Source organism: Bacillus tuaregi (assembly GCF_900104575.1).
GTDB classification, from domain to species: Bacteria; Bacillota; Bacilli; order Bacillales; family Cytobacillaceae; genus Bacillus_BD; species Bacillus_BD tuaregi.
The window spans coordinates 1458913-1471759 of the sequence record NZ_LT629731.1 but is presented as its reverse complement, the minus strand read 5'-3'; the positions used below and the strand labels follow the sequence as shown (position 1 = coordinate 1471759).

The following is a 12847-nucleotide window of genomic DNA, read 5'->3' as shown; positions in this document are numbered from 1 at the left end:
CTCAAAACTCAAATAACCTCCATTTACAAAATGAAATCCCTCCCCCCTACCTCTTCCCGACTCCAGCCACACCCCTCATCCAATCATAAACCCCAGCGACATCCCCGCTCTCCCGCAACGGTTCAACAAACTGCTTCATACTCCGTTTAAAGCTCTGTGCCTTCCAGTCGCGAATCTCCCCTGCATGAGTGAATAAGACATTCGCCATTTGAAAGCAATCGGCTAACACTTTTTTCATTTCCCATCTTTCATCCGATGGTTTATTCGCAAGGATGGCTGATTGGGTTGCTCCGCGAGTATATTCGACCTTCCACTGATAATGGAGGGATAGATCCTTCATATATTGCTGCTGGATGAGGGAGAACCAGATGCCATGGTAGATGCCTGATAGTTTAAAGTTTGGACTGTGGTGGCTATGACCATTACAGCCAGATAGCGTGACAATCCCCGCTTCATTTAACGCTTTGACCATGATGGCCGTGTATGGGCAAAGATCTGTTGTGTTTGTGCGAATGCCGTAACGGCGATTGACGAAGCTTCTCCATTTAAAATGATAGCCTTCCATATGAATCCTATGCTCACGTCCGCGAAATTCAATGATTTTTTTCATCATCTGTAATGGAAAGCGATTGGTTAGCAATTGAAATTGACCGCCATTCCAGAATACGGGAATGTTCAACGTTTCAAGAAAGCTTTTCAGTTGGGCATAATCGTGCGTGCTGCCATTTCGTAACGTAATAAAATCCTGTTTGACTTCCACTGGAAAGCCTCTTAACAGCAGAGCCTCTGCCAGCTTTTCTGTACCTGTCTTTGTTTCCATTAATACATAAAGTGATGGTTTCATATTTTCGTCCCCCTTGAGATTGGTGTTTGTTTTCTTTGTTGAACCTAATATATCAATCTCGGGTTACGAAGCATGTAACCGATGGAAACCTATACCTTTTCAAGAAGATGGCACTCCAGCGCTGGATTCCACATGTATTTTTGTTCGTCCCTTACACCGACGGTTTGAATCAGTTCCTTCCCATCCACCTCGAGCCCTCTTTTGATTTCCGATCGCAAACGCGAGATTTGCGCTTTCACCGCTTCCGGGCTGCGACTCCGTATACTCATGGTATGGTTGATGATATCGTATTTGTCCAAGCCCTCTTTCCACTCGAAAAATAACTTAATGAACTCTGCCTGACGAGGATTTAACGGCATCGACGCATCATTGCCATGAAGGATGGACCCATGACGATTCGTTTCGAGAACGAAGCATGTACCTTGCCGGCTTTTTTCCAAGAGAGCCTCCTGTTCTGCTCTCTTACTCCTCGGAGCACCTGAACCTTTTAAGCGAACAAATGTTGAGGAATCCTTTGTTTTTTTACTATAGGAGGCGCGAAAACGAGCATACTCATCCTCACGATCGAGACGCTTCGATTGGTTAAAGCATTCGGCTGCATCATTGGTGAAACCTAATTCAGCATACGCTTTGCCAAGCAAGCACAGGATTTTGATCTTTTTATCATGATCTACTCCCCTTTCCATCGCCTCTTTGGCATAAAAGGCAGCAGACTCCCATTTTTCTCTTCCCCAGGTCATTTTTTCCGCTAAAAAGGCTAAATGATAAAAGGTATCTCCCTTTTCAGGACGCGCCCTGGCTGCCCTTTGCAAATAACGAAAGGCCGTACGGTGGTTTCCCTGAATCATCTTCTCTGAACGGCCGTATTCTAAATAAAGTTCAGCCAGCGTTCGAAAATACATCGCCTTTTTGTCGTCGCTTATTCTTCTCTCTACCAGTGCTTTGTGAATCTCAATTCCTTCTGCCACCCACTCCTGCCGATAATCCGGATCTTCCTCTGATTCATCTCTGTATACCCATTCTTCCTGCAGTCTTTCTAGCTCTTCAAGGGGCATTCTATTATAAGGTTCTGTCATTCGATTTTCCTCCTCTATGGCATATCTGTCTTCTTTCAGAATTTGTATAAATTGATAATAGTAAAAAGAAACGTACAATGACCAGCACAATTTGATGCATAGGTAAAAATTTCATATTAAAGATAAAATCATGTACTATAAAGAACATAAACAAGAAACGCTGATAATTACTAACATCAATAGATAAATAAAATATTGATTACTAATTTATCAACATAATAATGTAAAACGAATAATTTCATACACTCAGTCCTAGTATAAAATCTTAATTCCCCAAAATATTACTATCCGTTGACCTAGCATTTACCTGATACAAAGCATGGAAGAGAAAAAAAGCCCCTTCCCCCTTCTTATAGCGGGGAATGAGGCTAATAATGATCCACATACATATCCTATTCTAAAATAACCTACTTAATGATTTGGTAATTCATATCCTTCTAATCAAATTCACCCGTTGAATTTGGGTCCGAATTACCTGAGCTCTCTCGGGTAAACGACCTTTAAAAAATCGCAAAAAGCTGTACACTTTGGTTATAGTAGCGGTGCCCTATCTGCTATAGTCACTGGATAGGGAAGGGCAATGAGATGCCCCAACCTTGAGGACTGTTCAAAACAGAAAGGGACTGCGAACGCTTCGTCACTCAAGAATCCACAGACGTTAGTCTGCTTGCCCGTTTACGAGTGGGAACCTCAACTACCCATTAGATTATCTAATCTAAAGGAAGGCTTAGTAGCCTATACATTCTCCTTTGGTTTATCGCCAATTAGGCCGAACAAAAACATTTGAGCATATGCATACCCTTTATATATTTTTGTTACAACTGAAGGAATGGTCAGATCATGGTCCATATATGTGTTTAGAATTAGCTGCGTGAATTCCTTTTGGTCCGTTAAGGCATATTCCTGTAATTGTTTTGCTAAATCCTTACTTACATGATTTCTTCCTCCAAGTTCCTGTTGCAATTGGTACCCTACCAGATATAGTTCTGCTGCAATAGCTTCTTCAGATTTTTGATGTTGCGCTACATAGTCCATAATCCAATCACGTACCAGGGACGAGGTATCTTTATTATTTTCCTTTGCAATTTGTTGAAATCTTTCCTTCAAATCCTTTGATATGCGTATGTGCAAATTAGTATCCATCTCGTATTTCTCCTTAGTTAAGAATAACCTGATTATATCTCAGCTGTAATCACAACGTCAACACAATATGTATACATCCATATTTTACAAGCTTCCTTACTTATTGAACAGAGTTGGATTTTCTTGACCGATTGATTTTCTGACATTACCTCACAAAAAACTATTTACACTGTAAAAATAAAAACAGAGAAAGCCCAGTTCAGATTGAATCGGACTGGGCTATATCTATGAAGTTCATTTGTTAAAGACCTGATTGTTCAAAACTGATATTGGAGTTCTTTATTCAAAAAACACACTTGGATATTCCACAACTCCTGAAACATTATGGAGAGCATTTTCACTTAGTTCTAGTGCCATGAATGCTTCATCTGGAACTTCGAACGGTGATTTGATCCCCCATATGGAGGCTTTTTTGAAGCCAAACTTCGGATAATATTCTGGATGACCCAAGACAATCACTGACTTGTATCCTAGTTCTTTCGCTTCTTTCACTGCTTCGGTCATTAAAAGTCCACCTATCCCTTTATTTTGATACTCTGGTAGGACAGAAACAGGTGCAAGAGCAAGTGAATCTACCTTTTGATTATCTGTTTTAATGATTATCTTAGATAAAAGAATATGTCCCAGTATTTTGTTAGTGCTTGAATCTGTTGCCACTAATGACAATCTCGGAATGAATTCGCTCGATTTTCTGATTCGATTTACTAATTCATGCTCTTTTTTATCACTATGTTCAGCATGAGCAAAGGCAGCCTTTACAACACCTTCCGTGATTTCATAATCGTCTATCTGTTCTTGTCTTATTTTCAAATTCATATTAGCAACTCCTATTCCAATTAATATGTTTAACATCACTTCTATGATATTCTAACAAAACTCATCTAATTGTTTACTTCTTTTCTTAACTGATTACGTCTATAAATCAACGTTTGGAATTCTTCTTCTAATTCATTTGATGCCTCGTCGTTCATATCATTAATGATTTGAGTAAGTTTGATTTCAATTTTAAGAAGCTCTTCCTTCCTATAATCACGCTCTGTCGCTTGGGATCTTTCTCTAAACGCTTTATAGCTTCCAGGAAACTCTATAACCTTCTGGTCGGATAGTTCAATGATTTTGGATGCAATATTTTGCACGAAACGACAATCATGAGATACAAATAGCACCGCCCCCTCATAGTTAATTAGGAGCTCCTCTAACGCTTCGATGGCATCAATGTCTAAATAATTTGTTGGTTCATCCAGAATCAACGTATTACAGTCGCTAACAAATAGTTTTGCAAAAGCAACCTTTACACGTTCCCCACCGCTTAGAACTTGAACTTCCTTATAAACATCCTCACGGTAGAAATGCAATCTTGCGAGTACAGTCCGAACAGTAGTTTCATCCTGAATAGTAGTAGACATGACATTTTCTAAGATCGACGCATGTTTATCCAGCGTATCTAAATTCTGGCTAAAATAGCCGATTTTTGCTGCGGGCGCTATCGTAACCGCTGGTACCCTTTCTAAAATTTGTTTCAACAATGTTGTTTTACCGACCCCATTATTGCCAATAATGGCAACCTTCTCCCCGCCTTTAATGGCAAAAGAAGCATCCTTCCAAAGCACATGATTCCCAAAGGATACAGATAAGTCTTTTACCCGAAGTACATTGCGCCCCTGTATTTGATCTCGGTTTAACAACTTCATTTTAACAGCCGGATAATCCTTTGGTTTTTCCACACGCTCTAATTTTTCTACACGTGTTTCCAGAGCCTTAATATTTTGATGCATTTTCTTTTGTTTAGTCGCATGCTGCATCTTCCATATTCGGGATTCAGAAGTTCCCATTTGTTTTGAAGGAGGCTTAATCATTTTTTGCGCCTTTCGTTCTTTCTGGATAACCGCTCGCTCCAGTTGCCTTTTCTTCGTTATATATTTTTCATATTCCTGTTGTTGCTGTCGACGGAGTAGTTCTTTTTGCTCTACATAACTTGTATAGTTACCGAGAAACTCTTTCACTTCTCCAGCTTCCATTTCCCATATTTTTGTACAAATTTGATCTAAAAAATACCGGTTATGTGATACAAGGATGATTGCCCCACGATATCGTCTGAAATGCTTTTCAAGTTCTTTTATATTGTGGGCATCAAGGTTTGTCGTGGGTTCGTCAGCAAACAAAATTTCCGCCTTCATCGCCAATGCCTTGTCAATATAGGTTTTTGTTATCTCACCACCACTTCTGAAAGGATCCGTCTCCTTCAATTGAGGTAATAGGTAGCGACTTGCACTTGTCTTCACTTCACCTTTATCTGCTTCTATTTCACCAGCCAATATAGATAATAAGGTCGTTTTCCCGCTTCCATTACGACCAACTACACCAATCCGATCCCCATAATGAACTTGTAAATGAGTAACGTCTAAGAGTTTCCGGTCATCGATAAATTTTTCAATATGATTTGCTTCAAGAATCAGCATTAAATTTCCCCCTTCCTTTGAACAAATTGATAAAATTCATAATCGATATTTTGTTTTTACTTAAACATAAAAAACCTCCTATCCATTTCTGAATAGGAGGTAATCATCAAAATCAAAAAGTTTAACTCAAAAAAATACTCTTTGACTAGTATGAAGTACATCATAAATCCTATCAGAAAAGGCAAAGTTATAAACATTGTGTTTCTGAATAGGAGGATAATGTACACAAATAACCCTTTTATTTTGGGGGCTACATTACTTAATGAAAAAAGTACAGATTTATCCTATTCAGAAAACATGTTGTATCTTATAACGAATGTTTTCTAGTTAATAGGATTAAAAAATCATGTACTCGATTCACCCTTCCAAACTTTATTAACTTAAGATAATCATAATATCCAAGAAATGTCAAGCTATACTCATATGTTTTGTTTTTCAGTGTTTTTATCACTTTCTATTCCTATATTAATATACTTACTTCGTAACATTTTCATTGCCTTTCTTTTTCTCTCCAGGGACTCAGGAAATCCCAAAGTGTGAATTCAGTATTGTTACTCGACTTTTATGAGTTCCTATCACACTGCTTTCCATTCCATTTTTACTTCATTCATATTTCAGTAAGCTTTTTATCATCTTCACTTACTTATTTATTATGGAGTTCCTCCGCCAAACCGATGAGAAGCCCTTCGATTCCACGAATATAGCAGAGACGATAGGAGTCCTCGTACTGAACCACTTCGCCAACGAGCTTAGCACCAAACTTAGTAAGTCTGGAAACCATCTCGTCAATGTCTTCAACCGTGAACATGACTCGTAGATAACCGAGTGCATTTACAGGAACTGTCCGGTGATCTGAAATAACAGTTGGTGTGAGAAATCGCGAAAGTTCAAGTCGGCTGTAGCCATCTGGGGTGACCATCATCGCAATCTCTGCACTCTGAGTACCCAGCCCGGTTACGCGACCAGCCCATTCACCTTCGATAGTGGCTCTCCCTTCGAGGTTTAAGCCAATCTCCTCGAAGAAAGAAATCGCGTCCTCAAGAGATTCTACAACGATGCCGACATTGTCCATTCTTAGTAATTTGTTTTTTTTCATAGTTTTTTCTCCTTTAATGAAAAAAATTTTCATCAACCTCATATTTTTCTAATCAAATTCGCCCGTCGAATTTGCGTCCGGATTTTTAACGAACTTGCTCGATAAATTCCCCCTAAAAAATCCGTGACATCCGCCGGAGGCTTAACTTCATTCAGCCGGGGTTTGAACTCCCCCTGAATCGAAGAACCATTTGCATTCATCCCCCACTTGTAGAAGCGGAGGACTTCTCTGAATGAAGTTAAAAATTAATAAATAACTCCCAAACAAATAACGCCCTATCATTGTCCATGAAAAAAGTAACAATATAGGAATATGTATAATTAGGTTATAGGTATGTCCTTAACAGCTTGCTCATGAACGTCCCTTCGTAAACCTACTACATTTAAGCCGAACTATCATGTAAAAAAAGGTGACAGAGAACACCAAAAATGGGTTCACCCTGTCACCTTTTTCCATATTAATCAAAATCATTTTCTTGATCGACTTTTAAAATCCTGCCTGATTTAGCAAGAATCTCAACCTCAAAAATTCTATTATCTGGTGTTAAGACAAAAACTTCATAAACTAAAACACCATTTTCTAAATCCATATCAACGTGTTGAACCTGTCCTGGTACCCGTTGAAGCGCAATATCCTTCGCTTGCTGCATAGTGATTCTTTGTCTATACATTGATGTTGGGTTGCCTTGATAATAATGTTCATACATTTGAATTCCTCCATTTTAAAAGGTAAGCTTATTAATCTATATGTATTAGACAAATGATCGGTGCAACAGATATTGGATGGTGCCTGGCACCTTGTAAAATTCGGATAATGTAAGCGTTTATAATTTGTTTGTTTAATAGATAAACAATGTTTGGTAAAATAATTTTTAGAAGTTCAAATATATATTAATAATGCTAGATGGAGGTTATCAAATGGTACATACAATTGGTTTATCGCATCGGATGGCACATAAAACTATAATTCTTGTTGATGCCTTAGGAAATCCTGTGGTCGGTAAAGACGTAACATTTAAACAGACAAACCATAAGTTCCTGTTTGGCAGTGGGATATTTAATGCCATTGAGGTAGCAAACAAAAGTGTACCAGCAGACAGACTTGCCTTTTTGGAAAAAAAATTAGATTTGTTTTTAGATGTTTTCAACTTTGCCACTCTGCCGTTTTATTGGGGAGAATTCCCTGGCTATTGGGGAGGGTTTGAGCCTGAAAAAGGAAAACCACGGACAAAAGAATTAATGGCCGCTGCCAAATGGTTAAAGAATCGGAACGTAACGGTGAAGGGACATCCTCTTGTCTGGCACACAGCAACAGCTCCATGGCTTCTCGATTTGAGCAATGAAGAAATCCTTAAGGCGCAGTTTGCTAGAATCCAACGTGAGGTCTCAGACTTTAGAGGATTAATCGACATGTGGGATGTAATCAATGAGGTTGTCATCATGCCTATCTATGATAAGTATGACAATGGGATAACTAGAATTGCAAAAGAACTGGGTCGTGTTGGAATGATTAAAGAAATGTTTGCGAAGACACGAGCATTCAACCCTGGTGCCACGCTCCTATTGAATGACTTTAATACATCGATTAACTATGAAATATTACTTGATGGCTGTCTAAGTGCTGGGATTCAAATCGATGCGATTGGGATTCAGTCACATCAGCATCAAGGATATTGGGGACGCGAAAAACTGGAAGAAGTATTGGATCGTTTCTCTCCATTTGGTCTTCCGATTCATTTTACCGAAAACACCTTGCTATCTGGACAGCTTATGCCTCCTGAGATTGTCGATCTTAATGATTATCAAGTAACCGATTGGCCATCAACTCCTGAATTTGAAGAACGACAGGCAAAAGAAATAGAAGAAATGTATACCATCCTATTCAAGCATCCATTAGTAGAAGCCATTAGCTCTTGGGAATTCAGTGACGATGGCGCTTGGATTCATGCACCTTCCGGATTTGTTCGAAGTGATAATAGTCCAAAACCGTCTTATGAAGTATTGAAGAAGCTAATCAAAGGTGATTGGTATACAAATGTGACAGGAAGGACGGATGAAAACGGAATGGTAACATTTAACGGATTCCTTGGTGATTATGAGCTTATGTATGGCGATAAGAAAATAGGCTTCAAATTAGAGAAAAATACCGGCATCGAACGGTTGACGCTCTAACCTAGAAGGTGTCTGGCACTAACTTCGTATATGTTAGGTGCCTGGCACCTTCTAAAAAATTCACTTTCCGAGCGTTTCTAAAGTCTTATCTACCTCTTCTTTTGATCAACTAATATCCCCCACTACTTCATCGACTGTAGAACCTTTTTATCAGCTTTCTTACGCTTGTCTTCGCCCACTTCAACCCCCTCTTCCCTTCCATACGAAAAGGGGCCTTGCCTGCTATCTCCCTTTACCATTTCATCTCAAAACAGTTTTTCACAAGCCTATGTATGCTTCTTAATGAAGGAGGTGGACACAAATATGATAAAAAATAAACCAAATCAAGTATCAGAAAGTACAGGAGCCAGAATGCTAATGAATCACAAAATCTCAAGCGTAGAAAAGGCAGATAGAGTGCGTGAGGAGATTATTAAGGAATTGCAGGATGAAGGAAAATCAGCTGATGAGATACATGCCCTTCTGAAAGCTTTTGGTGTTTAGCGAAAAGTTTGGAATTGTGATGATTGCACCAAAGCCAATCTACTCTTTATCCTAGTTTAAGAGCAACGGAGGTATCGAAGATGAATTCTTCTAATGTTATTGATCTATTCACAGGGAAATCCTATCAAAAAATATTTAATCAAGCACAGGATACGAAACAAAATGATGAGTTAGTTGCGGAGTATGGTATTTATTTGGGTTGTTTAGCCAAACCGCACGCTAAGCAGCTAAAACAAATGCAAGCGCAAGCGACTGCCCTAGCCGCACAAATCGTTCAATTGAAATCGGAATATTATCAAGTTTGCAGTGACAAGGATGAATTATTGGAATATTGTTTAGATTATTTAGAAACAGGAACCTCATACAAAATTCCAGAGGACAATATTTATATCGATGAGGATGCACATGTTTGGGTTGTTTCCCAAAACAGTACAACTGATACAGACCGTTGAGATTTTACCAGAGTTCCTGGCGCTTTTTAAAAAAAGTGCCAGGCACCCTGCTTCATGATTGAAATAATATGGAGTCAAGATTTACGTATTTCATACCATCCAATTTTACCCGAATCTTCCTTACCACTTCCAACGAAAAAACCATTCCCCCAGCAAATGTTAATTTTTTTAACATCATGCAAATGTTAAGCTTTTGTGAAATCCTGGTAATATGGTATTGATTCCAATAGGCAAAGAACGTTGATATGATAAGGTTTTTGCTTTTGCTATTCAAAAAATCGATTAGTTCCGATTGTATTTATCGATAAAATAAATTTATATTAGAATAGTATTTGCTTATACTTTAAGAGAATTACATAGTAAGAGAATCCTATTGTTGAAGGGAACGAAAAAGATGGCGCAGCCTTATATACCGGTTATGACGTATGATGCGGGTCCAACCGGTTGCGGTGAGTTAATTATGAATTTATTTCTGACGATGAAAAAGCTGAATAGTGGAGACATCATTGAAGTCATTTCTTATGATCCAGGTGCACGTGAGGACCTTCCGGCATGGTGCCGTTTGCAAAAGCATCAGCTGCTACAACGAGTAGATTCAGGAAACATCAGTCATTATTTTATTGAAAAAGGTTAAATCAGCCTTTTACATAATTAATGGAATTATTAGGAGGAAATGAAAATGGCAGGTAAATTTCTAGTTAGTTTAACAAGCGCAAAAAACGATCCCGATAAAGCGACGGTTGGCTTTGTGGTAGCCAATGCGGCGGTTGCATCCGGTCAAGATACAGTGGTCTTTTTAAATGTGGAAGGAGCCTATCTAGCATCTAAAGGCTATAACGATGATATCCATGAAGAAGGCTTTGCTCCATTAAAACAGCTGATGGAACAATTTGTTGAAGCTGGCGGAACCCTTTGGGTGTGCAGCCCCTGCTACAAAAAACGTAATTTAAACGAAGAAGATCTAATTGAAGGCGCTACCATTGTGGGTGGAGCCAAAATCGTTGAATTTTTAAGTCAAGGCGCTGCTTCGATTACTTATTAAAATGGTGCTTTTGTGGGACATGGCATCATATCATTTTAGAATGATCATTGACTAGAACCTTCCTCCCCTATTTTCAAGGAGAGGAACAAATAAAATCCCGCAAGTGAAAAGTTTAACAATGTGAAAAAGGTGATACTATGGAGAATCCAAAAGCCGTTTGCGATGGCGGCGATTTAGATTGTGGTTCAGGTCTATTGTTAATCATCAAAAAGGCCATGGATCCCTTATTAGATGGTGAAATATTAGAGGTTCGCAGCCGTGAACGGACGGTTGTTGATGATTTACCCGCCTGGTGCAGAATGGTTGATCACGAGTTTCTTGGCTCAGAGCCTGGAGACAATACAACTAGATATTTTATTCGTAAAGGTTCGCAGCAGGATTTAACCAGTGACCTAGAAGCAGCAAAAGGCTATAAATGGAATGTTCGCGTTCAGGCTGAAAACGCTTTAACCGCAAAGGTTCATTCTCGAAATCATACCTTTGTTGTTGGACAGCCGGCTGATTTCAGCGCGAAGGTTGAAGCCCCTAGTGCCATTGATTACTTACTTGGGGCACTTGCTTCCGATTTATCGGTTGGCTTCAAAGCACAGGCGTCTCGAAGAAATATTGAATTGGACCAATTAGAGGTCTCCTTAAAGGCTGGTTTGGAAAATGTATTATTCCACTTGGAGTTAGAGGATGAAGGAAGTCCGCGAATTCAAGAGATAAAAGGAAGCTTCTATGTTTCCTCGCCCCAGTCAGAGGAAGCATTAGAAAAGCTGTGGGAAACGACGCTTGAACGGTCCCCTCTTTATCAAACGCTCAAACAAACAATGAAAATCGATATACAATTTTCGATTGTCTATTGAGGAGGTTATCTAGATGACATTACCAGCATTTCCGACAACTGTTATTGGTAGCTGGCCACGCTCGAAGGAAGTACAACGAGCGATGCGCGATAAGCGTGCAGGCCGAATCAGCGAGGAAGAATTTCAAGAGGTTGCCAATCAAGCGGCTCTACAATGCTTGAGATGGCAGGAAGAAGCCGGCATTGACATTGTGACAGATGGTGAACAGCGACGAGATAATTATATCTCCTTTGTTGCCGAGCATTTGAACAATGTTCGGATGCTGAGTGTTTCTGAGCTGCTCGATTATGTAGAAGATAAATCAAGCTTTGAAGAAATCCTAGGGACATTAGATGTTCCATCCTTTTCGATGTCAAACCCTGCGGCGACTGGCAAAATTAGCCGTAAAAAGCCGCTTGCCTTAAATGATTTTTTATTTTTAAAACAGCATACAGACAAAGCGGTTAAAGTGACCTTACCAGGACCCTATTTGTTAACTAGATCGATGTGGGTCGAAGGGCTATCAAGTGATGCCTATCCAACAAAAGAGGATTTGGCTGTCGATATTGTTAAGGTATTACGCGAGGAATTAAAGGATCTGATTGCAGCAGGAGTGGAATTTGTTCAATTCGATGAGCCTGTACTAACAGAGGTTGTTTTTACAAAAAAGAATGCTAACCGAACCTTCATGTGCGGCGCCCTTACAGCAAAAGCAGACGCAGAAGAAGAATTAGCCTTTGCTTTAAGCTTAATCAATCAAGTGACAGATGGCATGCTAGGAAGAGGCACAACGATTGGTGTACATATTTGCCGCGGAAATTGGAGTACAGACGATGACATCCTACTGCGCGGTCCATATTTCCCGTTAATTCCTTACCTTGAAGGAGCACACGTCGATCAATTGGCCCTTGAATATGCCACACCTCGAGCAGGTGAATTGGATGCGATTCGTCAGATTGGCGGAAAGTCCCTTGGATTTGGGGTCATTAATCCTCGTACGGTCGAGGTCGAAGCGGTTGACGATATTGTGGCACGTGTGGAGGAAGTCAGAGCCTTTTTACCGGATGAAAAAATCCTTTTAAATCCTGATTGCGGCTTTGGCACTTTTGCCCAACGTCCGATGAATAGTGATGAAATCGTCCTTGAAAAATTAAAGGTAATGGTTGAAGCGGCTAAAAAGCTTCGCGAAATGGCTAGAGTGTAAGTTTGACAGAGTATGGGCTTGAAAAGAAAATCAATCTTGGAGGAATGAAA

Annotated in this window: 14 protein-coding genes; 7 read left to right on the top strand and 7 right to left on the bottom strand. The window is 39.6% G+C overall.

The features are described 5' to 3' along the window. Window positions 1-46: 46 nt before the first annotated feature. The 7 genes from BQ5321_RS09270 to BQ5321_RS09240 all read right to left on the bottom strand — a co-directional run bounded on the left by BQ5321_RS09270 (window position 47) and on the right by BQ5321_RS09240 (window position 7324). A complete protein-coding gene (locus tag BQ5321_RS09270; protein ID WP_084786715.1) occupies window positions 47-844 on the bottom strand; it encodes a hypothetical protein in 798 nt (265 codons plus the stop codon). An 89-nt stretch (window positions 845-933) separates the two neighbouring features. After that, the gene (locus tag BQ5321_RS09265) at window positions 934-1920 is read right to left on the bottom strand and encodes a tetratricopeptide repeat protein (protein ID WP_071394224.1); all 987 of its coding nucleotides are present in this window, start codon (window positions 1918-1920) and stop codon (window positions 934-936) included. Between the two features lie 735 nt (window positions 1921-2655). Beyond that, the gene (locus tag BQ5321_RS09260; RefSeq protein WP_071394223.1) at window positions 2656-3063 is read right to left on the bottom strand and encodes a CopG family ribbon-helix-helix protein; all 408 of its coding nucleotides are present in this window, start codon (window positions 3061-3063) and stop codon (window positions 2656-2658) included. A gap of 279 nt (window positions 3064-3342) precedes the next feature. Next, window positions 3343-3879, bottom strand: a complete 537-nt coding sequence (locus tag BQ5321_RS09255) for a GNAT family N-acetyltransferase (protein WP_071394222.1) — start codon at window positions 3877-3879, stop codon at window positions 3343-3345. Between the two features lie 65 nt (window positions 3880-3944). After that, complete coding sequence (locus tag BQ5321_RS09250; protein ID WP_071394221.1) at window positions 3945-5522, bottom strand: Vga family ABC-F type ribosomal protection protein; 1578 nt, start codon at window positions 5520-5522, stop codon at window positions 3945-3947. 643 nt (window positions 5523-6165) lie between these two features. Further along, window positions 6166-6618 (bottom strand): VOC family protein, encoded by a 453-nt coding sequence (locus BQ5321_RS09245; RefSeq protein WP_071394220.1) that lies wholly within the window; start codon window positions 6616-6618, stop codon window positions 6166-6168. Window positions 6619-7075: 457 nt separating this feature from the next. Beyond that, window positions 7076-7324 carry a PepSY domain-containing protein gene (locus BQ5321_RS09240; RefSeq protein ID WP_071394219.1) on the bottom strand — a complete coding sequence of 83 codons (249 nt, stop codon included), beginning with the start codon at window positions 7322-7324 and terminating at the stop codon, window positions 7076-7078. A 211-nt stretch (window positions 7325-7535) separates the two neighbouring features. Between BQ5321_RS09240 and BQ5321_RS09235 the strand changes: the two genes are divergently transcribed. The 7 genes from BQ5321_RS09235 to BQ5321_RS09205 all read left to right on the top strand — a co-directional run bounded on the left by BQ5321_RS09235 (window position 7536) and on the right by BQ5321_RS09205 (window position 12797). Then, on the top strand, window positions 7536-8789 hold the full coding sequence (locus BQ5321_RS09235; RefSeq protein WP_071394218.1) for an endo-1,4-beta-xylanase: 1254 nt from the start codon (window positions 7536-7538) through the stop codon (window positions 8787-8789). 303 nt (window positions 8790-9092) lie between these two features. Further along, on the top strand, window positions 9093-9272 hold the full coding sequence (locus BQ5321_RS09230; RefSeq protein ID WP_071394217.1) for a hypothetical protein: 180 nt from the start codon (window positions 9093-9095) through the stop codon (window positions 9270-9272). 80 nt (window positions 9273-9352) lie between these two features. Beyond that, complete coding sequence (locus BQ5321_RS09225) at window positions 9353-9724, top strand: hypothetical protein (protein ID WP_071394216.1); 372 nt, start codon at window positions 9353-9355, stop codon at window positions 9722-9724. A 376-nt stretch (window positions 9725-10100) separates the two neighbouring features. After that, entirely contained in the window at window positions 10101-10358 is a 258-nt protein-coding gene (locus tag BQ5321_RS09220; RefSeq protein WP_234978375.1) for a sulfurtransferase TusA family protein, read from the top strand. 45 nt (window positions 10359-10403) lie between these two features. Then, window positions 10404-10766: a DsrE family protein gene (locus BQ5321_RS09215; protein ID WP_071394215.1), complete on the top strand. Its 363-nt coding sequence runs from the start codon at window positions 10404-10406 to the stop codon at window positions 10764-10766. Between the two features lie 137 nt (window positions 10767-10903). Next, the gene (locus tag BQ5321_RS09210; protein ID WP_071394214.1) at window positions 10904-11614 is read left to right on the top strand and encodes a sulfurtransferase TusA family protein; all 711 of its coding nucleotides are present in this window, start codon (window positions 10904-10906) and stop codon (window positions 11612-11614) included. A 13-nt stretch (window positions 11615-11627) separates the two neighbouring features. Next, window positions 11628-12797: a cobalamin-independent methionine synthase II family protein gene (locus BQ5321_RS09205; protein ID WP_071394213.1), complete on the top strand. Its 1170-nt coding sequence runs from the start codon at window positions 11628-11630 to the stop codon at window positions 12795-12797. The last annotated feature ends 50 nt before the right edge of the window (window positions 12798-12847 follow it).